Raw genomic sequence first — 24,979 nt, 5'->3', positions numbered from 1 at the left:
TTAAAAAAAATTAAGGCGTAATTCGTCATTAAAAAATCAATTCCTATTTTTGCGCATGCAACATGATAAGGTACTTATATTAGACTTCGGATCGCAATACACCCAGCTTATTGCACGTAGAGTTAGAGAACTTAACATTTATTCCGAAATACATCCATTTAATAAAATTCCAACCAACTTAAACGACTATAAAGCGGTAATTCTTTCTGGTAGCCCTAATTCCGTAAGAGGTGAAGATGCTTTGCATCCTAACTTAGAAGGTATTAGAGGGGTTAAGCCTATGCTCGCCGTTTGCTATGGTGCGCAATATTTGGCTCATTTTTCTGGTGGAGAAGTAGCGCCTTCAAGCACAAGGGAATATGGTAGAGCTAATTTGTCGTTTATAAAAGGCAATGAACCATTTTTTGCACATATTCACACGGGGAGTCAAGTTTGGATGAGTCATAGTGATACCATTAAAAAGTTACCTGAGAATGGCGTTTTAATAGCAAGTACACATGATGTTGAAAATGCAGCTTATAGAATTGATGGTGAGGAAACGTATGCTATTCAATTTCACCCAGAAGTATACCACTCAACAGACGGTAAGCAATTATTAGAGAATTTTTTAGTAAGTATAGCTGGCTTGCATCAAGATTGGACACCAGATTCTTTTGTTGAAGAAACTGTTGAAGCGATTCAAGAAAAAGTTGGCACTGATAAGGTGGTATTAGGGCTTTCAGGTGGTGTAGATTCTACAGTGGCTGCCGTATTGTTAAATAAAGCCATTGGAAAAAACCTGTATTGTATTTTTGTGAACAACGGCTTACTCAGAAAAAATGAATTTGAAAGTGTTCTCAAGCAATACGAGGGCATGGGGCTCAACGTTAAAGGAGTTGATGCTTCAGGAAGGTTCTTAGATGCTTTAAAAGGTATTGAAGATCCGGAGAAAAAGCGAAAAGCTATTGGGAATGCGTTTATAGAAGTGTTTGATGATGAGGCGCATAAGCTTACCGATGTAAAATGGTTGGCACAGGGAACTATTTATCCAGATGTGATTGAAAGTGTTTCGGCTACAGGCGGGCCTTCAGCAACTATAAAAAGTCATCACAATGTAGGAGGCTTACCAGATTTTATGAAATTGAAAATTGTAGAACCTTTACGTGCTATTTTTAAAGATGAAGTGAGACGTGTTGGAGCTACTTTAGGTATAGACCCAGAGCTATTAGGAAGACACCCATTCCCTGGCCCTGGCTTAGGTATTAGGATTTTAGGAGATATTACTGCAGAAAAAGTTCGTATCCTTCAAGAAGTTGATGCTATTTTTATTAATGGTTTAAAAGAATGGGGATTGTACGATAAGGTGTGGCAGGCTGGTGCTATGTTGCTTCCAGTGAATAGCGTAGGTGTTATGGGTGATGAACGCACGTATGAAAAATGTGTGGCACTTAGAGCTGTTGAAAGTACAGATGGTATGACGGCAGATTGGGTAAATTTACCATACGAATTTCTTCAAAAAACATCAAATGATATAATAAATAAAGTAAAAGGCGTTAATAGAGTGGTGTATGACATTAGTTCAAAACCACCAGCAACTATTGAATGGGAATAAACCTTCATGTTTTATTGTAGGTTTCGTTTTTTTTTGTTTTTTGGCATGTTATGTGATTAATAGAAATCATAGAGCATCTTATAAGGGGAAACCTGCGTATATTAAAGAGACGCTATTTTATTAAATTTATATCTACCAGACTGCAACTATGAATAGATTAGTATTAGTATTATGTTTTATGATGAGTGTATGTTCTGCCAAAGCTCAGAATTTCAGTACACATCAGGTAAAACAAGGAGAAACTATAGAAAGTATTTCAAAACGTTATTATGTAACACCTTTTGATATTTATAAGTTAAATCCGGATGCCAAAAAAGGATTAAAACCTAATACCATTCTAATTATACCAATTTCGGCAGCTAATAAACCAAAAGTGACGGTTTCAAAAGAGCTTCAAGGGTTTAAAGAGCATAAAACCAAAAAGAAAGAAACCCTTTATAGTTTAGCACAAGCGTATAATGTTGAAGAAGAGGATATAAAGAAATACAATAAGTTTCTTTATGCTAATCCTTTAAGAAAAGGGGATAGACTTCAAATACCCGTTTTTAAAATAACCGAAGTTGTTGAGAAAGTAGAAGCTACTAAACAATATACTGTAAAAGCAAAAGAGGGGAAATGGCGTATTGCATATAAATTTGGCATTACTATAGAAGAATTGGAAGCGTTAAACCCTGATTTGGAAGGTGGTTTAAAAGTGGGACAAATAATAAATGTTCCTAATCTTGAGGCTTCAGAACAAAACGTAGTAGATGATACATACAGTTATTACAAAGTATTACCAAAAGAAGGCTTTTATCGTTTAAAGTTAAAATTAGGTTTAGAGCAAGCTGAGTTGGAAAGGTTAAACCCAGGGTTGGAGGAGTCTGGTTTAAAATCAGGAATGATACTAAAAATACCGTTTTCTGATGCGGTAAGTCCATTGGTGGAGGGCGAAGCAAAACCTGTAAATTTATTGGATAGTCTTTTTACGGTAACTGAAAAGCATTTGGTTTTAATGTTGCCGTTTAGAGCAAATCGTGTTGATTTTGATTCAATTTCAGACATAGAACGCAGCATAAGAAAAGACCCTTATTTAAATGCTTCCTTAGAGTTTTATTCGGGTGTGCTTTCAGCGGTTGATTCTTTAAAAAAAATGGGCGTTTCTTTGAAGCTGGATGTTTACGATACGCAAAATCAAGTGAGTGAGGTTTCAAAGATTTTACGTGGACATGATTTTGATAACATAGATGCTGTAATAGGACCTTTAACGCCCAATTGTTTTGATAAGGTAGCATCTGAACTCAAATTACTAAACGTCCCTGTGGTATCGCCCATAGGAACTAATGTCAAGCTATACGATAATGTGTTTCAGTCTAGACCATCTGATGATTTACTCAAGCGTAAGGTGGTTAATTTTGTAAAAACAGATTCCACAAGTCATATTGTAATCATTTCAGATTCCAATAATACAAATGTTGCTAATGAGTTAAAAAGAGAATTTCCAAGAGCATCTCAGGTAAAATCTAGAAAGAATAAGGAAACAGGTAAAGATGAATTTTTTGTAACTCGAGGAGACATTGAAGCGGCACTTAAACCTGGGAAAAATTTGGTGTTTTTAGAAACTCAAAAAGAAGGCTTTGCTTCAAATGTAACAAGTATTCTAGCGTCATTAATTAGAGGAGAAGATAAAGAACATCAGCAAGAAGCTATAGATGTTGTTTTGTTTACAACAAAGATAAATGCGGCTTTTGAGGGAGATCAGGTTAATAATACACACTTATCTAAGTTACAATTTCATTTTGCCTCAGTAGCAAAAGAGTATAATGAAAATGATACTAATTCGTTTGTAACATCTTATATCAAGACCAATAATATTTCACCCAATAAAAGAGCAGTAAAGGGCTTTGATCTCACTATGGATGTAGTATTGCGTTTATTGGCTTTTGATGACCTGTATTTGTCTGTTAATAAGGCGCCTCTAACCGAGTATGTTGAGAATAAATTTGCCTACAAAAAGAAGTTGTTTGGTGGTTACTATAATGATACGGTATACTTGGTTAAGTATAATGATTTAACTATTGTTGAGGTTGAACCGTAGGAGTACATTTGGCTGTAAATAGGTCTGTCTCCCCATGAAAAACTTGAACACGAGAGCGTATAAGTGAGTTTGTAGCTATGTTACCTGATAAAAATATACTTATAGAACTGGCTAACGCTAAAATGCCCTTTGGAAAATACCAAGGGCGTTATTTAATTGATTTGCCCGAATATTACGTAGTATGGTACCGCAATAAGGGTTTTCCAAAAGGCAAACTGGGTAACCAGCTGGAACAAGTTTATGAATTAAAACTCAATGGGCTTGAGGATTTAATTAGGAATATTCAAAAACAAAACTTGAAATTAAGGTAAAAAACATAAAGAGTTTACTTCTTGCTTTTTTGTGTTTTAAAGTTTTTAAGAAAACCCAGAGATGTTAGAGTTAAAGAGGAAAAGTTGTTTTAAAAAATGGAATAATAAGAAATGCCCAAGGTTACCTTGGGCTTTTTAATTTTGTTGTCTTGTTAACTATTGTTTCTTCTTTTTACCTTTTTCTTTACCCTTTCCCCAATTAGTTTGTAGTTCTTCTAAAGTAACTTCTCCATTACTATCTGAATCTAAATGCGCAAAGTTTTTCTCTAAGCGTTCCTCAGGTACCTCATTTTTTCGCTTGGCAGATTTAAACTCTTCTAGCGAGATAGTTCCGTTTTTGTCGGCATCAAATCTTTCAAGCATTTTGTCAAAGTTAGGTTCTTTCTTTTCTTGAGCTTGAATGGAAGAAAAAGCGAAGAAAACTAGAGCACATGCTCCCAATTTTAAAATTGAATGTTTCATTCTTTTTAATGAATTAAATTGTTAATCTGAACTTAGACTCTTTTTTTACAAAATAGTTTAATGCACTATTGAATATTTTTCAACCCTTCATAGACAACAATACTAACGGCATTGGCCAGATTTAAACTCCTAACTTTTTTTGAATACAAAGGAATTTTAAACAATTTGTCTTGATGCTTATTTAATAAAGGTTTGGGTAGGCCAACAGATTCTCTACCAAAAACAAAAAACATATTATCTTGAAAATCAATATCCCAGTGGTTTTGTGTGCCGTGGCTAGATAAGAATACCATAGTTTTATCTTTGTGTGTGGCGAAAAAGTCTTGAACATTTTCATAGTAAAACACAGAAAGATGTTGCCAATAATCTAATCCAGCACGTTTTAATTTGCTGTCGTTAATTTCAAATCCAGTAGGTTTAACAATATGCAAGTGTGAACCTGTTGCCAGTGCTAATCGTCCAATATTTCCAGTATTATTAGGTATTTCGGGTTCAATCAGAACAATATTAAAAGGCATGGTAGTAAATAGAATTAGTCAACCTTGTAAATGAGTTTCATGGTAATAGATGCCGTTTTTTCCTTTGAAGACGTATTGTAAACACCACCCCAAGAATAGTTTTCATTGGAATTCTGACCTGTAATTTGAAAGATGCCCATATTGGCGCTTACTAAATCATTCAATTTTGCTCCTGAATTTTCGGCAATGCGTTTAGCACGAAGATTAGCATTTTCAGTCGCTTGTGCTATCATTTCTATTTTTAAATCTTCTAGTTTTGTGTAATAATACCGCGGCGCTATGGAATACAGTTGAATCCCTTTGTTTAGTAAATCGGTAACTTCTCTTGAAATCGTTTCAACCAATTCTACAGCTTTTGAATCTACGTGAACGGTTTGCATTAAGGTATAGCCAATAAAAGTTTCACCCAAATATTTACCATTTTCAGAGTAATTGGGTTTGGTGTTTTTTTTCGTTTCAACGGCACTAAAAACAATCACACTATCGGGTAATCCATTAGCTTTTAAATACTCTAAAATAGTAATTCTATCTTGTTTTAATTTAGAATATCCATCTTTTAAAGATAGGTTGCTTTGTGAAAATTTAGCCTCCCAAACAATAAGATCTGATGTAAAGTCTGTTTTTCCTAATCCAGTAACAGCAATGGTACCATCTTTTTGATTTCTATTTACTACGGCATTACCAAAAATAAAAGCGGCAGTTATTATGGCCACGGCAAAAATGATAGCAGTAAAATGGTTTTTCATAGTAAATAGGTTTTAAGGTGTTTAAGAAATTACTTTTTTTACAAAATCACCGATATGCTTAGTACCTGTGCTTGTAAGGTGTTTAATAAACGCACTTCCAATAATAGCTCCTTTAGTGTATGTAGTAGCAGTAGTAAATGTTTTGTTGTCTGAAATCCCAAAACCTACAATTTGCGGGTTTTTAAGATTCATATTTGATATACGCTCAAAATATTCGGTTTGGACATCACCAAAACCAGACTGGCTTCCTGTAACACTAGCGGTACTTACCATGTAAATAAATCCGTTAGAAACAGCGTCAATGTATCGTATGCGTTCCTCACTTGTTTGCGGTGTTATTAAAAATACGTTTACTAGTCCGTACTTTTCAAAAATAGCCTGATACTTTTCTTGGTACACATCAACAGGTAAATCTGGAAGGATTAGGCCATCAATGCCTAATTCCTGACATTTTTTACAAAAGGCTTCCACACCATATTGGTATACAGGGTTAAAATAGCCCATAATAATTAATGGAATACTTACTGTTTTCCTAATGTCTTTAAGTTGACTAAACAGCACTTCGGTAGTCATGCCATTTTTTAAAGCCGCAGTAGAGCTGTCTTGAATAGTAGGGCCATCAGCCAACGGATCACTAAAAGGCAATCCAATTTCAATCATATCAACACCATTTTTTTCTAAATCTTGTATGATAGAAACGGTGTCATTTAAATGAGGATATCCTGCAGTAAAGTATATAGATAATAACTTTTTGTCTTCTTGTAATTTCTTTTGAATACGATTCATTTCAGTCGTCAATTTTGGGCGTTACCACAAGGGTCGGGCTTTCACTACTTGCTCCTTCCTTTGTCTGGGAGCTCATACAGGCCGTTCAATCCCTAACGCAGGGTAACTCGTTTAAATTTTAAAATACTCAATATAGTTTTGTAAATCTTTGTCACCTCTACCAGATAAACTCATTACTACAACGTCATCAGGTTTAAATGTTTTATGTTTAAAAATAGCAAGAGCATGTGAACTTTCTATGGCAGGAATAATACCTTCAAGCTTACAAAGTTCAAGTCCGGCCTTCATAGCATCATCATCTGTTATTGCCATAAATTCAGCGCGCCCTGTTTTGCATAAGTGCGCATGCATGGGGCCAACACCAGGATAATCTAAACCTGCCGAAATAGAGTAGGGTTCGGTAATTTGACCATCTTTAGTTTGCATTAATAAGGTTTTACAACCGTGAATAATACCTTCCTTCCCTAAAACAGATGTTGCAGCACTTTCGCCAGAATCTACACCTAAACCAGCCGCTTCAACCGCAATAATATTCACATCTTCTTCATGTAAATAGTGATAATAAGTACCTGCCGCATTACTTCCGCCACCTATACAGGCTACCACATAATCTGGGTTTTCTCTACCCTCATGTGTTTTAAGTTGCGTTTTAATTTCTTCTGAAATCACAGCCTGAAAACGTGTTACCATATCAGGATAGGGGTGTGGACCAATTGCAGACCCAATGATGTAATGTGTGTTAACGGGGTTGTTAATCCAATCGCGGATAGCTTCGTTAGTAGCGTCTTTTAACGTACGACTACCCGATAATGCAGGCACAACTGTAGCACCTAGCATTTTCATTCTTGCAACGTTGGGCGCTTGTCTGGCAATATCAATTTCGCCCATATAAACAATACATTCTAAGCCCATAAGTGCACAAACGGTTGCTGTGGCAACACCATGCTGACCAGCACCTGTTTCGGCAATAATTCTGGTTTTACCTAAACGTTTGGCCATTAAAATCTGACCAATGGTATTGTTTATTTTATGAGCGCCTGTATGATTTAAATCTTCACGTTTTAAATAGATCTTTGTGTTGTATTTTTCAGAAAGACGTTTTGCAAAATATAAGGGAGAAGGACGCCCAACATAATCCTTTAAAAGCTGATCAAATTGTTTTTGAAAATCTGGTTCAGCCATGATTTTTAAATAATTTTGACGCAATTCTTCTACATTAGGGTATAGCATTTCTGGAATAAATGCACCTCCAAACTCACCATAGTATCCTTTGTCGTCTACATTGTAATTTTGCATTTTTTTATCACTCAATTTATTAATAAACTCTTTTAGTGCGGATATGTTTTTTAATCCAGGTTCTTTTTCAAATTTACTATTAACATCAATGGCATAGCAGTATTTTGAAGCCTCACTAGCTTTAAATTGCTTTATCTCATCTACTTGATCTAGGCCAATGCCACCACTTAAAAAAAATGGTTTTGTTGATGGATAGTGGTTTAAAAGGCTCCAATCAAACTGATAGCCGTTTCCGCCAGGTAACTTCCCTTTAGTGTCAAATAAAAAGTAGTCACAAACATTTTCAAAAGCTTCTAGTATCTCAAAGTTAAACCCATCTAGTACAGAAAATACTTTAATAAGTTCTATTGGTCTAGATAGTAATGTGGTAGATTGTAAAATACTGCAAAAATAAGGTGATTCTTCGCCATGCAATTGCACGGCGTCTAGCTTAAATTCGTTAACTTTTTGTATAATTGTGCCAACTTCTTCATTCACAAAAACACCTACTTTTTTTATGTTTTCAGGTAGTTCTGGAATTTTAGTGTCAAAGTGTCTCGGGGTTTTCTTGTAAAAAATAAAACCAAGATAATCAGGCTGCAATGCCGCAACTTGCGCTATATTATCTTGATATTTCATACCACAAACTTTTAATTTCATCGTTCTAAATCTTTTATGAATTGCGTTGCACTATGTCCTGGATTTTCTGTTTTCATGAAATTCTCACCTATTAAGAACCCTTGATAACCATAAGGTTGTAAGGTCTTAATGGCTTCTATATTACTAATGCCGCTTTCTGATACTTTTACAAAATCATCAGGTATTAGTTTGCTGAGATTTTTACTGGTATCTAGGCTTACTTCAAAAGTTTTTAAATTTCTATTGTTTACGCCAAGCATATCTAAACTCGGCATGATAGATTTATGGAGTTCCTCTTCATTATGAACTTCTAAAAGCACATCAAGATTCAGGCTTTTTGCAAATTCTGAAAATTGTTTGATTTCATCCCGTGATAAAATGGCTGCAATGAGTAAAATAACACTAGCTCCATAAGCTTTAGCCTCTAGAATTTGATAGTTATCTATAATAAATTCTTTTCTTAATAACGGAAGTTGACAGCTTGCTCTAGCGGTTAATAAATCGTCCAGCGAGCCACCAAAATATTTGCCGTCGGTTAACACAGACATGCCACAAACACCAGCATCTTCATAACCTTTTGCTACATCCTGCACATTAAGTTCGTTATTAATAACTGATTTTGAAGGTGATCGTCGCTTATGTTCTGCAATAATACCTGATTTACTATGTCTAAGATTATTTGCTAAAGAAATAGTAGGACTTTCAAACAGAACAGATTGTTCTAATTGAGAAACAGGAATTAATCCTTTTCTTAGGGTTACTTCTTTACGTTTGTCTAAAGTGATTTTATCTAATATATTCATGACTTACTTAACTCTATCAATGTGTTTAAACTCTCTTTTGCTCGCCCTGAAAACAGGGATTCTTTAGCTAGCTCAAAACCTTCTTGATGTGATATTTGTTTTGCAGTAGCAATGGCCAATCCTGCATTGGCACATACCACATTATTTTGTTCCTCTGTTCCTTTTGCACTAATAATATCAACAAATATATTGGCAGCATCTTTTACCGTGTTACCTCCAAAAATAGCTTCTTGTTTTACAGGCTTTAATCCTAAATCTTTTGGAGTAAAAAGTTTTTCAGTATGATTTGAAATAATTTTAGCCTTCCCTGTTAATGAGATTTCGTCGTAACCATCTAAAGCAAAAACAATATTGTAGTTTTTATCGGTATTTTGATATATAAAACTGTAAAGACGCAAAAGTTCTAAACTATAAACCCCAAGCAGTTGATTTTTTGGAAACGACGGATTTACCATGGGACCTAACATGTTGAAAAAGGTTTTTACACCTAATTCTCTTCTTATTGGAGCCACATTTTTCATAGCTGGATGAAACAGTGGCGCGTGTAAGATACAAACCCCAGCTTGGTCTAAACAGCGTTTTAAGAAGTCTTCATCATTAGAAAATTTTACACCCAGGTATTCCATAACATTAGATGAACCCGAGGTAGAAGACACTCCATAGTTACCATGTTTTGAAACATGAACACCAGCACCAGCTGTAATGAAGGACGATAGTGTAGAAATATTAAACGTATTTTTTCCATCTCCTCCAGTACCTACAATGTCAACGGTATTAAATTCACTAAGATTGATAGGAATACATAATTCTAAGAGCGCATCTCTAAAACCTTCTAACTCCTCAAGAGTAATGCTACGCATCATATAGATGGATAGAAAACAAGTGATTTGACTTGGATTATACATGTCATTTGATATATTAACAATGACTTGTTTGGCCTCTTCTCTTGATATGGTTTCGTGATTTATGAGTCTGTTTAAAATGTCTTTCATTGTCTTTTCAACTAATGGTTAACCCAATTTTCTAATATTTTTTTACCTTCTGGGGTTAAAACAGATTCTGGATGGTATTGTACGCCTCGAACATCAAAGGTTTTATGTCGTAAAGACATAACTTGTCCGTTTTCATCAAAAGAGGTAGCCTCTAAACTATCAGACAAGTCTGAGTTTACCACCCAAGAATGGTAGCGTCCTACTTCAATATCATGTTCTAGTCCGTCAAAAATGTACTCATCATTTACGGTAATATTAACATGGGTGGCAACACCATGATATACATCATCTAAATTGACTAAAGTAGCACCAAACACTTCTCCAATAGCTTGTTGACCCAAACACACCCCAAAAATACTTTTTGTTGCAGCGTATTTCTCGATAATGGGCTTTAGCAAACCCGCTTCATCAGGAATACCAGGGCCTGGAGATAGTAATATTTTATGGAAAGGTTCAACATCTTCTAAACTTAATTTATCATTTCTTACAACGGTTACCTCACAATTTAAGTCTTCTAAATAATGTACAAGGTTGTATACAAAACTGTCGTAATTATCTATAACTAATACTTTTTTCATGTTAAATGTCTTCTGCTAATTTAATCGCTTTGGTTAGCGCTCCTAACTTATTATATACTTCTTGAAGTTCACTTTCTTGATTAGATTTTGAAACCAATCCAGCCCCAGCTTGCCAATTTAGTTTATAATCTTTACTTAAAAAGGTACGTATCATAATAGCGTGGTTAAAGTTGCCATCAAAATCCATAAATCCAATAGCGCCACCGTAATACCCTCTGCTGGTTTTTTCATATTGTTCAATAAGTTGCATGGCTCTATGTTTTGGAGCACCACTTAAGGTTCCCGCCGGAAAAGTGTCTGCCACTACTTGCATGGTTGACGTGCTTTCGTGTTTGTGCCCTGTAACTTTACTTACCAAATGAATAACATGTGAGAAAAACTGAACTTCACGATAGGTTTCTACTTTTACTTGATTCCCATGCCTGCTTAAATCATTGCGAGCCAAATCAACCAGCATCACATGCTCGGCATTTTCTTTATCATCATTTTTTAAGTCTTCAGCAAGGACAGCATCTTTTTGATCATCACCCGTACGTTTAAACGTCCCTGCAATAGGGTGAATTTCGGCTAAGCCATTTGTAACAATAAGTTGGGCTTCTGGTGAGCTTCCAAAAATTTTAAAATCACCATAATCAAAATAGAATAAATAAGGAGACGGGTTGATACTTCTTAAAGCCCTGTAAATATTAAAGTCATCTCCTGTAAATTTTTGAGAAAAGCGTCTAGAGAGTACTAGTTGAAATACATCACCGCGATTACAGTGTTTTCTAGCTAATTCTACATGTTCTTTAAACTCATCATCTGTTAAATTTGACTGGATGTTACCTTCGGCATTGAATTTATATGAAGCAAAATTTTGGACGTTAATCAGCTTATCAATGGCATCAATATTGTTTTCGGCACCTTCAAAACAGTGCGCAAAAATATAAGCTTCATTCTTAAAATGATTAATAGCAATGATATTTTGATACACTGCATAAAACATGTCTGGTATGACTACCGAGTTGTCTTTTTTGCCAATTTCAACATCTTCAAAATAGCGAACCGCGTCATAGGCTGTATACCCAAAAATACCATTGTTAATGAACTTGAAATTTTCTTCAGATTTAGTGTCAAATCGTTTCGTAAAATTATAAACTTCATCAACAACATTTATATCGTCAGTAATATTCAGTTCTGTTGTGCTGCCGTCTGGAAAAGTCTGTGAAATCACTTCGTTTTCAACCTTTATAGAAGCAATAGGATTAAAACAGATATAAGAAAAGTTTTTGTGATTTCTGTGATAATCACCACTTTCTAAAAGTATGCTGTTAGGGTAGTTATCTCGAATTTTGTAATACACCGTTACAGGGGTAATGGTATCTGTTAATATGCGTTTATGATGCGTATAAAGACTAAATTTTTCCATATGTTTTTATAAAAAAAGGCTTGTCGTGAATGACAAGCCTTTTTGATATTTTAATTTTTAAATATACTAGGGTTTTACTTCACGAATTTTAGTTTCGAAAGCACCACCACCAAGTATAATTTAAAATAGCGTTCATATTTTGAATTTTTCTGTGTCAAATATAGAAATGAAAATATGATTTCACAACACTTTAAATCATTTTTTTAATTAAATCTTTGTTAAACTAGAAGATTTTCAAAGAAGTATTATATAGTTTTATACTTATGAAGTTAAACGTATTAATTGTTGTCATTTTGTTAATGGCAGGTTGCCAAAACAAAAAGAAATTTGTTGAAGTTATCGATGAATCATCTCAACTTGTTATAAATGATAGTCAGGTTAAAAATGATATAGAACTTGAGGTTTATGATTTTGAAGGCTTTAAAACGTTTTTAAACAAAAAAGATAACACGGTTTATGTTATTAATTTTTGGGCTACATGGTGTGCTCCCTGCGTGAAAGAGTTGCCTTATTTTGAAACATTAGATAAAGCATACAGAGATCAAGATGTTAAGGTTATTTTGGTAAGTTTAGATTTTCCGCATCTGTATGATAAAAAGTTGAAACCGTTTATTGAAAAAAATAAATTAACATCAAAAGTTATAGCCTTAGATGATGTTGATATGAACCATTGGATTCCACAAGTTGATAAAAATTGGTCAGGCTCCATACCTGCTACTATCATATATAAAAATGATAACCGAAAGTTTTATGAGGATTCTTTTACCTATGAAGAATTAGAAGTGGAATTAAAACATTTTCTAAACTAAACCATATAATTATGAAGAATACACTTAAATTAATTGCGGCAGGACTTATAGTTTTGGTGCTTAGTAGTTTTACCATGTTTGATGGATATAAAATTGGTGATGTAGCTGAGGATTTTTCACTGAAAAATATTGATGGTAAAATGGTTTCAATGGCGCATTTTAAAGATGCTAAAGGGTTTATTATAACCTTTACTTGCAATACCTGTCCTTATGCTGTTATGTATGAAGATCGTATTAATGCATTGAACAAGAAATATGCTCCTTTGGGATACCCTGTAATTGCAATTATGCCAAACAATATCGTAATAAAGCCAGGTGACGCCTTGCCTGAAATGAAAAAACGAGCTCAAGAGAAAGGATTTACCTTTCCTTATTTAATTGATGAAAATCAAGACGTTTTTCCTAAATATGGAGCAACAAAAACACCGCATATGTTTGTGTTAGAAAAGACCGATAAAGGTAACGTGGTTAGATATATAGGCGCCATTGATGATAATTACAAAGATGCGTCTGCTGTAACTACAAAATATGTAGAGAATGCGGTTGATGCTTTGTTAGAAGGTCATGAAGTTCCTGAAAAAGAAACAAAAGCCATTGGTTGTACCATAAAAGTCTAAAAATAAAAAAGGTTATTTTATAAAAAGTCTAAAGCTGTAATACTTTAGATTTTTTTTCGTCTATAACTGAAGTTGTATTAATTTTGTAATTTCAAATCAATTCAAATACATGGAAGATTTAACACAAGAAGAGTGGGCAGAGCAATTGGCAAATGATGATAATGCCGTGGTTTTAGATGTAAGAACGGATGCCGAGGTAGCCGATGGTATTATACCTAATGCCATTCATATAGATATTCAAAAAGGTCAAGGGTTTATTGCTGAAATTGATGAACTTGATAAAAGTAAAAGCTATTATGTGTATTGTCGTTCAGGAAATAGAAGTGGGCAAGCATGCCACATTATGGAGCAACTTGGGTTTGAAAAAGCGTATAACTTAGAAGGCGGTATGCTTCAGTGGACTGGAGATGTTGTTGATTTAGAATAAAAATAAGGTTATGAGAAGAAGCTTAAAATATCTGTATGTCTTGCTAAGTTTAGGCTTCTTTGGGTGTAATCAACTGGCATCCCAAGATGGTGTTTTTAATGTTACGGCAGAAAAGTTTAAACACTTAACAAGTCATAAATCTGTTTTAGTTGTTGATGTGAGGACTCCTGAAGAATTTGAAGAAGGCCATATACCAAATGCTATAAATATTGACTTTTTGTCAAAAGATTTTAAGCCAACCATAGAAAAACTAGATAACAAGCAACCCGTATATATTTACTGTCGTTCAGGAAGGCGTAGTAGTAAAAGTACTGTTGACTTTAAGAAGGCTGGATTTTCTGAAATTTATAATCTACAAGGCGGTATTCAAGAATGGAAATCGCTCAAATTTCCTATAAAACATTTGGAGTAATTATTGCTTTTTTAGTCTTAATTTCCTTACTTCTCGTTTTTATTGCTACAAAAATTGTATATTTAAGAGTTTCAAACTTGATCTCTATGCTAATTTGGGTAATTTAATCTCATTTAGTATTATTTCTTTTCCCCCATTATTATTTATAACCAACTATATAAAAGTTATATAGTTAATAACCAATCAAAATTTATAATTATGATTAAAAAGACTATGACAATTTTTTTTGTAACGCTATTTATTTGCGGTACAAATGTATTATTGAATGCCCAAGCGGATTCTAAAGATTACATTATGATGGAAAGTGTTTTGATGACTCCAGATAACTCAAATTTAAAAGTTTTAGGAGAAAACATGAGAAAGCATAACGCAAAGTATCATAAGGATGGTCCTTATAAGGCTAGTGTATATACAATTTCAACAGGACCTAATACGGGAAAAATAGTATGGATGATGGGGCCTTTGATGTATAAGCATTTAGATAGTAGACCAGAAGAAGGTGGTCATGATGAAGATTGGAGAGATAATGTTATGCCATACATAAAAAAAATTCATACAGCAGAATACTGGCGAATGGATGACAAGGTATCCAATATGTCTATGATGGATGGTGATAATTCAAAATATCCTATAATTTATGTGAGATATGGTGAAATTGATGAGGATCATGGTTATGCGCTTGATTCCTTTTTTGAAATGGTAGGAAAAACAGTAAAAGCAATGGATGGAGAAAATCCATGGGGCCTTTATTATAATGAGTTTAGGCAAGGTAATTTAGGAAGGCACCTAGCGTCAGTTAGCTTCTTAAAAAACTGGGCAGAACTGGATGATGAAAGGGTGTTTAAAAAAACGTTTGAAGAGACCATAGGGAAGAATAAATGGCAGAAGTTTATGGATATGAGTGATGGAGTTTTTTCAAATAGTTGGGATGAAATTTGGACGTACAGTGCTCATATGAGTGGAAAATAAAGGTTACATCTTTTACAGCCAATAAGGAGTCAATAAAGTGTAGTTTAAGGTTCATTTCTTGTATACATTTTAGCCTTTTGTTTGTCTTTTTTTAGAAATAAACTTTATAACTAGTATTTTAGTCATTCACCTTTTTTATTTTAATCACACCTATCTGGTTTTATATCTTTGACAGTAGAATCACTATAAATTATTTTTTTCATAAATTTATAGGTCTTTTTTACAGTTTAATTAAAAATTAGTTAAGAGATATGGATAATGGTTATGTTATTTTAGGAATTGTTGCTTTGTTATTTTTAAGCATGTATGGCTATTCTTATTATTCAGTGGCAAGAGAAAAAATGAGGGAGAATAAAAAGAAGAAAATGGAATTGGAAGAAAATGAGCTTAGAAGAGAAAGGCGTTTAAAACATCAAGCCATCATTGACGAAAAAGTAAGAAAGTTTAATGAGCGCAAACAAAAAATTCAAGAAGAGTTGAGCTTGTTAGAAAAGATGAAAGAAAAACAACAAGCGGGGTAAATTTAAACTTGCACTTGCAAAAAAACCATCAAAAGTAATATTTTGATGGTTTTTTTATAAAGTCAAAAAGCATAGTTGTTTTTAAAAAAAATTAATTCAACATGTTTTTTAATTCATTGATTTTAAAGCAGCGTTCAGAACCTAAATAGTTGGGGTCACCCAAATCTTCATACCAAAAGCCATCTAGAAAGTTTTTGGTCAGGCATTTATATACAACAACACCCTTGTAGATTGTGTTATTCTCACCAAGATACTGAAAATTGATAACCAAAATATTATCCTTGTAAAATCCAATTCCTGTTTGTGTTTGGGTATTATTAATTAACCATGTGGCAACAACTCTATTGTGCGCATCTGTATCCAAATTTAAGGTGCCAGTGTATGTATTACCCGTATCATTTTGGTTTGTGCCTACAATGCGGTAATCGCCACGAATACTTTTAAGGTTCATTATTCAATGCATTAAAAAAACCCTCATAAACATTAATGTTTTGAGGGTTTTTGGTGGAGTCGGAGACTATTGAATTTAACATACTTTAACATTATTAAATATAATTAACAAACCTCTAAACCCTTTGTTTTACTTCGTTTTTTATGTTTTAATATAATTTTGATTTATATTTGATGATAGGTAAATTATCCACTAAATTATCAACTGAATTATCCCCTTTAAAATGGATCATACTTTTTTTTTAAAAGAGCCAAAATCAAAAAAGAAAACCTTAATTATATTTTCATGCTATTTTAAACACGAAAATAAGCAATTCAAATATTCTACTGGTGAAAAAATTGAGCCTAAGCATTGGAGTTTTAAAGAAAACAGGCCCAAAATAAAAGGAAGTCAAAGAGACGCAAATGCTTCAGCGATAGTAACTCAATTAAATAGATATACAAACAAATTTGAGGAGATAGAAGCTTGGCATACAAAAACAGGGGAGGAATTCACCACCAAAAATTTAAAAAACTCGTTTGATATTGAATTTAAAAAAGTGTCATCTAAAAAGAATTTGTTTTATGATGCATATGATAAATTTATGGAAGAAAAGCAAAAGCGAAATGAATGGAAACCTTCAACAGTAAAGCGTTATAACAATATTAAAAACCATCTTATTCAATTTGAGGAAAAGAAAAAGTATAAACTTACTTTTAGCAAAATAAACAATAAGTTTTATACGGAGTTCATTAACTATTGTTACAATACCTTAGATCATAATACAAATACATTCTCCAGGAATATAGGTTTATTTAAAACATTTATGTTTTGGGCGTTAAAAGAAAAGTTCACATATAATGACACATTTACCAGCTTTGTTAAACCTGAAAGGGTAATAACAAAGGAGGTGGCATTGACTATTGATCAAGTTAAAGCTATTTTTGAGTTTAAGCCAAAGACAAAAAAACTTGAACAGGTTAGAGATGTTTTCGTGTTTCAATGTTTAACGGGATTGAGGTATGGAGAGCTCAAGTTAGTAAATGAGAGATGCGTAATTGACAATATTTTAATTATCCATGAGGAAAAAGATGTTTCCAAAGAACCTAGAAAAATACCTCTTTTTGAAATATCAAATTATTTACTTAAAAAGTACAGTTATAAATTACCTCTATTAAGCAATCAGAAACAAAATGAATATGTAAAAGATGTATTCGAGGAAGCTGATTTTACTCACGAAGTAGAATACAGCCGAACAAAAAACAAGCATCAAGAAATAAAGCACAAACCCTTCAATAAGCGTATTTCAACCCACTCGGCTCGTAGGACCTTTGTATCCATAATGAAAAAAAAGGGTATTGCAGATAAAACCATTATGGAAATGACAGGTCACCGGGACTTTAAAACCTTTAATACCTACTATAAAGTTGATAATATAGCCAAAGTAGATGCAATACATTTGGCATTTGGTAGTATGGAATTACCTAAATTGAAAAAAGCATAAAATCCATGGAACAAAAAGTTAAGTTTAAAGGAATTTTAAAAGATTTTGAATTTAAAGGAGTAAATAGAGAGTTAATAGATTACTTAGTTAATATTGGAGTATACTCACCAGATGATGATTTTGAATTAGCCAGTTATGGTAATTCTATGGTTCTAGAAGATATGTTGCGTTTGGATGGAATAGCATATTTTCTCAACAGACCTTTTTTAGAAGAAATTTACAATGAGTTGGAATGTTTTGTGGCTGATAGCGCTGTAGATATAATAATAGACTTACAAAAGGAAATAGAACTTAGTATTAATAGACATATAGATAAACCAAAAAAAAGAAGAGCTATAAAGAAAAAGCACAAAGAGTTATTTAAAAAACTAAATATTGATAATGAGTATTATTATTACGAAATCGATTCAGAATTAATTGGATGGTCTAAATGGAAGGAAAGAATATGCGAATTGGATGCTACAATTCCTGAGTTAGTTTTAAATCATTTGCTTAATGAAGATTATTATTTAGCTCAAATGGATGAGTTTAAAGGGTTAGGTTTTAAATACCCTGTGTTGGCCCTGAATTTGAACCGATGGTCAGCTTATTTTATATTTAAGTCGGTTTCCAAGTATCTAAACGATGAATTAGCCAAAATTGATATTCTAGAAAATACTGGTGGAAAATCTATAGATGTTAAAATAAAAGAGTTGGAAAACAGTAATCAATTAGATGCAAAAAACGTAAAAAAAGCAAACTTGAAAATCTTATTTGAGGAAGCTGGTCAGAAAGAAGTTTACAAAAATGTAATTAAAGATCTCATTGATAGAAATATAATAAAAAAAACGGAAGACTCTTATGAAGTTGTTATACCGACGAAGTATCAAATTCGAGGTGGTCAATCTTTTATTTGTTCAATAGGAATGCAATTATATAATAAAGGGTATATTCAAAAATGCCATGATGGGGAGAAAATAACCGAGGCATTAAATAATACTTTTATTAATTCGTCAGTATCAAGAAAGAATTATTTTAGCTTAAAGGAATCTCCTAGACAGTCTGAGTATTTACATTTAACTAATTTTATACCATATAATAGGTCAATAGTTTAGACTTTTGGACGGTCCAAAGCCGTCTAATTATTTATCAATAGTTACTTATATTTTTGATTCATATTTAATTTAAAACGTGTTTCATGGAAGGTATAATTCTGCAAAATGTTGATAAAAAGAAATTCACAGAACTATTTAATAAAGTACATAAATTATCTGAGGATGTTCAATTATTAATTGATAATAAGTTTAGTGAAAATGTAACTCCAGTACAGGCTGCTGAAGAACAAAACTGTTCGGTTCAAACTATTTATGCGCAAATTAAAAAAGGTGTCTATCCAGCTTCAAAAGTTGGCAGAAAACTTCTTATTAAACGTTCTGACCTTGAGAACGCTCTTAAAGAAGTAAAGTCCTTAAAATATAAACGTTAATAAAAGAAAACCCCCAGTACATAACCACATGTGCTGGGGGTTATAATTTATAGCACCAAAAGCGATAAACAGATGCAATATAAGGATTTCTCTCTTCATATAAAAAGCTGCAAAAGTTATGTTTTGGGTTGTGTTGTTACCAAAAAACAATCAACGCATGAATAGACAAAGGATAAACTATTTAGAACAAGTTGTTAATTTTTGGAGGTTTACGAATACTCAAAATTTTAAGTCTAATGATATTGCTATTTATTTCTATTTATTAGAAGTAAACAACTCATGTGGATGGAAAGAATCATTTTTTCATAACAATAAGAAGGTACAAGCATCAGTTCAGGTGTCTTTTAAAACAATGAAGTTGTCTCTAAGAAAATTAAGAGAAGCTGGACTAATAGAATATTTCACTCAAAACGGCAGTCCTAATATTAAATATAAAATAAAAACCTTGTCTAAATTTCCAAAGGTATTGGAAGAGGTTTCTGCCGAGGTTAGGGATAAGGTTAAGGATGAGATAAATAAAACAAAAGATAAACAAAACAATAACAATAATAAAGCTGAAATTAAAAGTGATATTAATATTGTCTTTAAAAATATTTTAGAGGAGTTACAATCAAAAAATGAAAAATCATGGGTAGATGTGATTTATAAAAAATTTGATTTTAAACAAGGATGCCTTTCAGCTCTTATAAATGAATTTAAACTTTCTGTATTGGCTTATGGAGATAAGGAGTATGAAGATAACTTAACTTTATTTAAAAGACATTTTACAAATTGGCTAAATAAGATTGAAAATAATGGGAAGCTTAATGGATACAAAAAACAAAAACACAAAGACTGGATATGAAAATAATAAATGCTATTAACAGAATAAAATTTAGAGTAAATAATAAACATTGGAAGGCAAATGAAACTGATAAGCAAGCTATAAATACAATTATTGAATTTGTTAATCAAAAGCATAAAAATCAAATAAATGCCAACGAGTTACTTGCAAAATTATACATACACCATTATTCTTATTTGAATAGAAAATATAGGTCAAATATTTATGATGAATTACCTATTAAAGAATTACACAAATTACTTGAAATGCCTTTAGCTGTTCACATACAAAAGTTTACAGATGAATTGAATAGTTTGGAGGTTGAAAATTTGTTCATAAAAAATGGAATTTCAACAAAAGAACACCCAGCAACTAAGGCTAAGTGTCAAAAGGAAAAGGAAACAGATAAGTTAATGCAAAGCATAATAAGAGAAGAAAATAAAGACGCTTTGTTTTTAAACACATGGGATGTTTCGCTTGTTAAAGATTTATTGATAAGTCAAATAAATAGTTTTTTAAATACGTATTATGATGCCAGACATAGAGAAAATAAAAATTAGCCCTACTGTATCCGAAGAATTAACTCCTCAAGAGTTAATAGAAATACATGATAAATGTATTGTTAGATTGGATCAAACTCTATTACCAGAGCCTATAGCACTTAGTATTGGAACCCATAGTTATAAGGATAGAATATACCCGACTCCGTTTGGAACGTATGGTAATTTTAGTTGTTTAGTTGGAGCTTCGAAGTCAATGAAAACATTTCTAAAATCAGCTTTAATCGCATCTTACATTGGTGGTAAGTCTAATTATTATTTTCCTGACATGCGAGGACATGATACTAAAGAAAAATATGTTATTGATGTAGATACAGAGCAATCTTTATGGCATACTCAACGTGTTGCAAAAAGAGCATGTGAAATGGTAGGGAATAATTATGAATATTTTAAAGCTTTTTCAACACGAGAAGAAGACCCAAAAATTCGATTTCAATTTATTGAGTGGATAATGATGGAAAGCTCTTATCGTGATAATATTGGTTTAATAACTATTGATGGAGCGGCAGATATTTTAGAATCTGTTAATGATTTGGAATATTCAAATAAAATTGTTCAAGGAATGCTTAAATGGACTTCAATTAGTAAATCTCACTTATGTACGATATTACACAAGAATCCCGGGACAGAAAAGCCCACCGGTCATTTAGGAAGTGCAATTATGAAAAAAGCAGAGACAGTTGCTTTTATTGATAGAGATAGTGAACACAATATTGTGAGGGTTTTACCATCTTATACTAGAGGTTATCCTTTTGATGAGTTTTCATTTACACTTAATGATGATTATTTGCCGAAGGTGGTTAATAGTATTTAGTAAAAATCAGTTATCTTTGAAATACCCCCTTCACTATATAAACTCAAAATATATATGTTATGTCATTCTTTAAAAACAGGCTTTCTGGGTCTCAAAATCAAAAAATTATTTATGGATTAGGGTATGGTCATTACACACCACCATATAATAATTTATCTTTGATAGTTTTAAAAGGGAAGGTTGTTGATTTTTCTACAAATCAACCATTACAGGGGCGCTATATGAAAGCCAAGCGACAAAGCACAGTAGAGCCCGTATTTGGAACCTTAACCCAGTTTATGGGACTTAGGAAAGTCAATACCATTGGCATTAAGCAAGCTAATAAGTGTATGCAGCTCTCGGCCATAGCCTACAACCTTAAAAAGTACTTGAAATTCATAGAAAAACACAGTAAAAGCGGGGCGGCAAGTCTGCAAACTCATTTTTGCATGTATAAAGGCATGATGGGCCTTGTTTTTAGCCCTAGTAAGCATCTTGATTTTAGATGGTAAATAACAACCAAAAACAACAAACGCCCTTGAAAAGGACGTTTTTGTATCACGTTTTTATAAAATTATGGGCTTGCGCAACGGCTACCGTTGTTGGCGGTAGTTTTTATTACTCAATTTTAATTCTAACATATTGTTTAAAAATAAAAATTAACCAAATTATTCCAGTTAAGATTAAAAAAGCAACAAAGTCCTCTTCTGAATAAATTGTAGCTAAAATTCGATAAGGTAAAAGTTCGGTATAGGTCTCAACTTCTCCAAATTTTGGATAATTGTTTTTAGTCAAAAAATTAGTATCGGAATACACGGAACCATCAAAAAATGTATGGTAAATCGCATAATATTTGTCGCTTCTGGGTTTTTTGTATTCAATTCTGCCGAAGTGTTCCAAAATGAAAATAACAACTAATGATATAACTATCGATTTTAGAAGGTTTGTCAGAAGTCTCTTATTAAGCTTTAATTGAATTGTTTTTGCCATATTTTAGATTAGGATTGAGCATAAATAAAAAGCAACAGAAAAACCAAAAAGAATGCTTTGTTTCTTTGTATAATTCCAAGAATTTAATCCGAGATTGTGAGCTAAATTTCTCAATTCCCTAAATCTCAAATCAAAATCAATCGTTTGATTGTAGGCTTTACATTCTTCAATGCTTATTTGAGGTTGTTTTTTAAAAATTATAAATGTTCTTTTTATTCTTTTATATTCTTCAGGTGTACTTTCATCTAATAGTTTTTCCGAATGCTCATAAGTCCTTTGTCTAATTTGGTTTATGCTTCTTGTAATGCGAAAATCTTTTAATCTTGCTATTGATGTGATTAGTCCTATAACAATTGAAAGAACTATACTAACAAGTGAAAGAGCGAGAAAAGATATTGACCAATCAATTTCATTAAATGAGAATTTTAGGTTTTTAAATAAGTCAGCGTTAAAACTAAAGGTTAAAAATCCTATACCTAAACTTAAAAGTAAGTTGTTATAAAATGAAAGTTGATTAATCGTTGTTTGAGTCCAACGAATATTTCTTTCGTGATATTCATTTTTTAATTCTGTGTTCATTTTTCAAAATGTTTGCCAACGTGTTTGTATATGGTTTGTTGCGTGTTTTAAGCAACTAATTTAGCAAATACAAACCGAATAGAAAATCCGCGAGGATTTTCGTAAGTATGCTAGAACTAGCAATAAATTATATACGGTGTTGTGCAACGGTTTTATTGTTAAGCATATCCATTAATTCCTAATTCCGAATATGTTTTGTTTGTCAAATTCACTTTTAGATTGAAATAACAATTTCCTCCATCGTGAACAAGCATTAAATCTTTTTTCCAATCATCACTTTCCCAATCGTTACAGAAAAAGTTAATCCAAACTTCTTTTTCTCCTTTTTCATTAATTACTGGAACATATTGTCTTTTCTTTCCTTTTAGTTTTAATTCAAAACCAGTTTCCTTCCATTTACTTTTTGGATATTCTTCGTTGTGCTTTTCTAAATTTATTTTTTGCCTTTCATTATTCTCTTCAACCGCAATTTTTAAAATATTTTCGATTTCAAATAATTCCGATTGAGTAAGTTCAGTCGGTTTTACATCTTTAAAAATCCAATGCCAATCTTTATTAAAAGGCAGAATAAAAAAATCCGATTCCGCTAATTTAAATTCGATTTGAGTGTTTTCGATTGACTCAATTTCAGTCGTTTTTTTCGTTCCGTTACAAGACGAAATTGAAATCAAAATTATAAATATTAATGTTTTCACGATTTTTTTTTAACTGTTGCACAAAACGGTCTCGGCTATGAACAGTTGCGTGGTTTAGCACGGACTTTTGCAAGTACACCAAAAGCTGAAAATTCCGCAGGAATTTTTAGAATAAGCCTGTAATAGCAATTGTTTATAGCCATTGTTGTAGAGCGTATTTTTAGTCCATTTTCATTGTTCGGAAAAGTCCATTCAAATAGTCTTGGTTTTTCGAGTATTCGTAATAATTCTTTTCTTTTAGAATTGAACTCAAAGCAAGGTTTTCAGCATCTTTTCTTGTTCTTCTTTTCTGATTTAAACATTGATGATGATAAATCAACGTGTTATAAAAACGATTTATGAAATAATGCTTGTAACTCTCTTTTCCTTTGTCCTTTTCAATTTGCATCTCAAAATCGGGAAAACCGAAATATTTGTACTTGTAATATTCTTGTCCATTGAATTTTGGATATTTTTCGATGCTTGATAATGCTTTTTTGTAATTAGGTGGTTTTACAACATTCATATAACCCCAAATCTGATAATAGCAAAGATTCATTGCGGTCAAGAAGAAAATCCCCTTTTCTGTTTCGTCTTTTAGATTGTAGTTGTCAATTACAAAATCTACATTCGATAGGTCAAAGGGTTGATTCTTGTTACCAATTCCGCTAAAAACCATACTATAATAGTTTTCAATCAGTTCATAGCGTTGTACATTTTTTTCTCGCCATTCCTTTAATAGTTCCGTATTGTCTTTCGGGTCTTTTTCTCTGACGTTTTCATTGACTTTCATAATCAAATACAAATTTAAAAGTGTTTGTTCGTCTGGTAATTTCAGGAATTTTTCTGAAGTCAATTCATTGTTTGGACTTATACATTCTTTGACAAAATTTTTTGTTATCAAAAGTTCGGACGAATTTATTTCAGCGAGTTTTTTAAATGTCAAATCCGTTGGGTTATTTCTAAAGACGAAATCCCGATAAATTTTTCCAAGTTCAATTATTCCGCTATCTAAATCATTTGCAAATGTTGACTGGAAGCTGATTATCAGTAATATTAAGATTGGTATTTTCTTGTTCATAGGTTTGTTTTAATATGTCTAGTCCTGAAATATGGCTACAGGTTAAAAATTGATTTACGCTGTTTTTAAATATACCATATTTGGTGTTTTATAGTCTAAAGATACATGTAATCTAATTTGGTTGTATAGATTGATTGCA

The 24,979-nt window shown here is 32.5% G+C and carries 29 protein-coding genes and 2 pseudogenes; 16 read left to right on the top strand and 15 right to left on the bottom strand.

The genetic code is table 11. The annotated features are described in order from the left end of the window. Positions 1–55 precede the first annotated feature (55 nt). The 3 genes from guaA (at position 56) to FGF67_RS07800 (ending at position 3,979) form a co-directional block, all read left to right on the top strand. Positions 56–1,591, top strand: coding sequence for a glutamine-hydrolyzing GMP synthase (gene guaA, locus FGF67_RS07810; protein ID WP_139696458.1), 1,536 nt, complete (start codon positions 56–58; stop codon positions 1,589–1,591). 148 nt (positions 1,592–1,739) lie between these two features. Continuing rightward, the gene (locus FGF67_RS07805) at positions 1,740–3,668 is read left to right on the top strand and encodes a LysM peptidoglycan-binding domain-containing protein (RefSeq protein ID WP_139696456.1); all 1,929 of its coding nucleotides are present in this window, start codon (positions 1,740–1,742) and stop codon (positions 3,666–3,668) included. A gap of 77 nt (positions 3,669–3,745) precedes the next feature. After that, complete coding sequence (locus tag FGF67_RS07800; protein ID WP_139696454.1) at positions 3,746–3,979, top strand: DUF3820 family protein; 234 nt, start codon at positions 3,746–3,748, stop codon at positions 3,977–3,979. Positions 3,980–4,135: 156 nt separating this feature from the next. On the opposite strand, the gene FGF67_RS07795 is transcribed toward FGF67_RS07800, so the two are convergent. The 10 genes and pseudogenes from FGF67_RS07795 to FGF67_RS07755 all read right to left on the bottom strand — a co-directional run bounded on the left by FGF67_RS07795 (position 4,136) and on the right by FGF67_RS07755 (position 12,186). Next, entirely contained in the window at positions 4,136–4,441 is a 306-nt protein-coding gene (locus FGF67_RS07795) for an EF-hand domain-containing protein (protein ID WP_139696452.1), read from the bottom strand. Between the two features lie 65 nt (positions 4,442–4,506). Next, entirely contained in the window at positions 4,507–4,959 is a 453-nt protein-coding gene (locus FGF67_RS07790) for a tRNA (cytidine(34)-2'-O)-methyltransferase (RefSeq protein WP_139696450.1), read from the bottom strand. Between the two features lie 14 nt (positions 4,960–4,973). After that, a complete protein-coding gene (locus FGF67_RS07785; RefSeq protein ID WP_139696448.1) occupies positions 4,974–5,705 on the bottom strand; it encodes an SIMPL domain-containing protein in 732 nt (243 codons plus the stop codon). A gap of 21 nt (positions 5,706–5,726) precedes the next feature. Further along, positions 5,727–6,491 carry a tryptophan synthase subunit alpha gene (gene trpA / locus FGF67_RS07780; protein ID WP_139696446.1) on the bottom strand — a complete coding sequence of 255 codons (765 nt, stop codon included), beginning with the start codon at positions 6,489–6,491 and terminating at the stop codon, positions 5,727–5,729. Positions 6,492–6,602: 111 nt separating this feature from the next. Further along, positions 6,603–7,787: a tryptophan synthase subunit beta gene (trpB, locus tag FGF67_RS17640; RefSeq protein WP_317128547.1), complete on the bottom strand. Its 1,185-nt coding sequence runs from the start codon at positions 7,785–7,787 to the stop codon at positions 6,603–6,605. A 30-nt stretch (positions 7,788–7,817) separates the two neighbouring features. Then, positions 7,818–8,405 (bottom strand): annotated as a pseudogene (locus FGF67_RS17635) (phosphoribosylanthranilate isomerase); the annotation flags it as partial. A 17-nt stretch (positions 8,406–8,422) separates the two neighbouring features. Next, a complete protein-coding gene (trpC, locus tag FGF67_RS07770) occupies positions 8,423–9,208 on the bottom strand; it encodes an indole-3-glycerol phosphate synthase TrpC (RefSeq protein WP_139696442.1) in 786 nt (261 codons plus the stop codon). Then, complete coding sequence (gene trpD / locus FGF67_RS07765; RefSeq protein WP_139696440.1) at positions 9,205–10,200, bottom strand: anthranilate phosphoribosyltransferase; 996 nt, start codon at positions 10,198–10,200, stop codon at positions 9,205–9,207. The genes trpC and trpD overlap by 4 nt, the downstream gene beginning before the upstream one ends. A gap of 11 nt (positions 10,201–10,211) precedes the next feature. Next, positions 10,212–10,778, bottom strand: coding sequence for an anthranilate synthase component II (locus tag FGF67_RS07760; protein WP_139696438.1), 567 nt, complete (start codon positions 10,776–10,778; stop codon positions 10,212–10,214). A gap of 1 nt (position 10,779) precedes the next feature. Beyond that, entirely contained in the window at positions 10,780–12,186 is a 1,407-nt protein-coding gene (locus FGF67_RS07755; RefSeq protein ID WP_139696436.1) for an anthranilate synthase component I family protein, read from the bottom strand. 263 nt (positions 12,187–12,449) lie between these two features. Between FGF67_RS07755 and FGF67_RS07750 the strand changes: the two genes are divergently transcribed. The 6 genes from FGF67_RS07750 (at position 12,450) to FGF67_RS07725 (ending at position 15,941) form a co-directional block, all read left to right on the top strand. Next, on the top strand, positions 12,450–12,995 hold the full coding sequence (locus FGF67_RS07750) for a TlpA disulfide reductase family protein (RefSeq protein WP_139696435.1): 546 nt from the start codon (positions 12,450–12,452) through the stop codon (positions 12,993–12,995). 11 nt (positions 12,996–13,006) lie between these two features. Continuing rightward, positions 13,007–13,612: a thioredoxin family protein gene (locus tag FGF67_RS07745; protein WP_139696432.1), complete on the top strand. Its 606-nt coding sequence runs from the start codon at positions 13,007–13,009 to the stop codon at positions 13,610–13,612. A gap of 109 nt (positions 13,613–13,721) precedes the next feature. Next, on the top strand, positions 13,722–14,039 hold the full coding sequence (locus tag FGF67_RS07740) for a rhodanese-like domain-containing protein (RefSeq protein ID WP_139696430.1): 318 nt from the start codon (positions 13,722–13,724) through the stop codon (positions 14,037–14,039). Positions 14,040–14,049: 10 nt separating this feature from the next. After that, positions 14,050–14,451, top strand: coding sequence for a rhodanese-like domain-containing protein (locus tag FGF67_RS07735; RefSeq protein ID WP_139696428.1), 402 nt, complete (start codon positions 14,050–14,052; stop codon positions 14,449–14,451). A gap of 198 nt (positions 14,452–14,649) precedes the next feature. Beyond that, the gene (locus tag FGF67_RS07730; protein ID WP_139696426.1) at positions 14,650–15,420 is read left to right on the top strand and encodes a hypothetical protein; all 771 of its coding nucleotides are present in this window, start codon (positions 14,650–14,652) and stop codon (positions 15,418–15,420) included. A 251-nt stretch (positions 15,421–15,671) separates the two neighbouring features. Beyond that, positions 15,672–15,941 (top strand): hypothetical protein, encoded by a 270-nt coding sequence (locus FGF67_RS07725; RefSeq protein WP_139696424.1) that lies wholly within the window; start codon positions 15,672–15,674, stop codon positions 15,939–15,941. Between the two features lie 91 nt (positions 15,942–16,032). Here FGF67_RS07725 and FGF67_RS07720 read toward each other — a convergent pair whose 3' ends face one another. Continuing rightward, a complete protein-coding gene (locus FGF67_RS07720) occupies positions 16,033–16,392 on the bottom strand; it encodes a hypothetical protein (protein ID WP_139696422.1) in 360 nt (119 codons plus the stop codon). 223 nt (positions 16,393–16,615) lie between these two features. On the opposite strand from FGF67_RS07720, the gene FGF67_RS07715 reads away from it, so the two are divergent. From FGF67_RS07715 to FGF67_RS17695, 7 genes and pseudogenes are all read left to right on the top strand, one after another. Further along, entirely contained in the window at positions 16,616–17,875 is a 1,260-nt protein-coding gene (locus FGF67_RS07715) for a tyrosine-type recombinase/integrase (RefSeq protein WP_139696420.1), read from the top strand. Between the two features lie 5 nt (positions 17,876–17,880). After that, positions 17,881–18,969: a hypothetical protein gene (locus FGF67_RS07710; protein ID WP_139696418.1), complete on the top strand. Its 1,089-nt coding sequence runs from the start codon at positions 17,881–17,883 to the stop codon at positions 18,967–18,969. Between the two features lie 83 nt (positions 18,970–19,052). Next, on the top strand, positions 19,053–19,340 hold the full coding sequence (locus tag FGF67_RS07705; protein WP_139696416.1) for a helix-turn-helix domain-containing protein: 288 nt from the start codon (positions 19,053–19,055) through the stop codon (positions 19,338–19,340). Positions 19,341–19,497: 157 nt separating this feature from the next. Beyond that, the gene (locus FGF67_RS07700; protein WP_139696415.1) at positions 19,498–20,184 is read left to right on the top strand and encodes a DUF7833 domain-containing protein; all 687 of its coding nucleotides are present in this window, start codon (positions 19,498–19,500) and stop codon (positions 20,182–20,184) included. Further along, positions 20,181–20,723, top strand: a complete 543-nt coding sequence (locus tag FGF67_RS07695; protein ID WP_139696413.1) for a hypothetical protein — start codon at positions 20,181–20,183, stop codon at positions 20,721–20,723. Before FGF67_RS07700 ends, FGF67_RS07695 begins: the two co-directional genes overlap by 4 nt. Further along, positions 20,695–21,537: a hypothetical protein gene (locus tag FGF67_RS07690; RefSeq protein WP_139696411.1), complete on the top strand. Its 843-nt coding sequence runs from the start codon at positions 20,695–20,697 to the stop codon at positions 21,535–21,537. The genes FGF67_RS07695 and FGF67_RS07690 overlap by 29 nt, the downstream gene beginning before the upstream one ends. A 197-nt stretch (positions 21,538–21,734) precedes the next feature. Then, positions 21,735–21,951 (top strand): annotated as a pseudogene (locus FGF67_RS17695) (transposase); the annotation flags it as partial. A gap of 183 nt (positions 21,952–22,134) precedes the next feature. Here FGF67_RS17695 and FGF67_RS07680 read toward each other — a convergent pair. The 4 genes from FGF67_RS07680 to FGF67_RS07665 all read right to left on the bottom strand — a co-directional run bounded on the left by FGF67_RS07680 (position 22,135) and on the right by FGF67_RS07665 (position 24,840). Next, positions 22,135–22,506, bottom strand: a complete 372-nt coding sequence (locus FGF67_RS07680) for a hypothetical protein (RefSeq protein WP_139696408.1) — start codon at positions 22,504–22,506, stop codon at positions 22,135–22,137. A 3-nt stretch (positions 22,507–22,509) separates the two neighbouring features. Next, positions 22,510–23,085 (bottom strand): hypothetical protein, encoded by a 576-nt coding sequence (locus FGF67_RS07675; RefSeq protein ID WP_139696406.1) that lies wholly within the window; start codon positions 23,083–23,085, stop codon positions 22,510–22,512. Positions 23,086–23,243: 158 nt separating this feature from the next. Beyond that, positions 23,244–23,780, bottom strand: a complete 537-nt coding sequence (locus FGF67_RS07670; protein WP_139696404.1) for a cadherin repeat domain-containing protein — start codon at positions 23,778–23,780, stop codon at positions 23,244–23,246. Between the two features lie 160 nt (positions 23,781–23,940). Beyond that, positions 23,941–24,840 carry a hypothetical protein gene (locus FGF67_RS07665; RefSeq protein WP_139696402.1) on the bottom strand — a complete coding sequence of 300 codons (900 nt, stop codon included), beginning with the start codon at positions 24,838–24,840 and terminating at the stop codon, positions 23,941–23,943. Between the last annotated feature and the right edge of the window lie 139 nt (positions 24,841–24,979).

The organism is Allotamlana fucoidanivorans (assembly GCF_006265225.1).
GTDB lineage: Bacteria > Bacteroidota > Bacteroidia > Flavobacteriales > Flavobacteriaceae > Allotamlana > Allotamlana fucoidanivorans.
The sequence above is the reverse complement of the archived record's forward strand: the minus strand, read 5'-3'. Positions and strand labels throughout refer to the sequence as shown.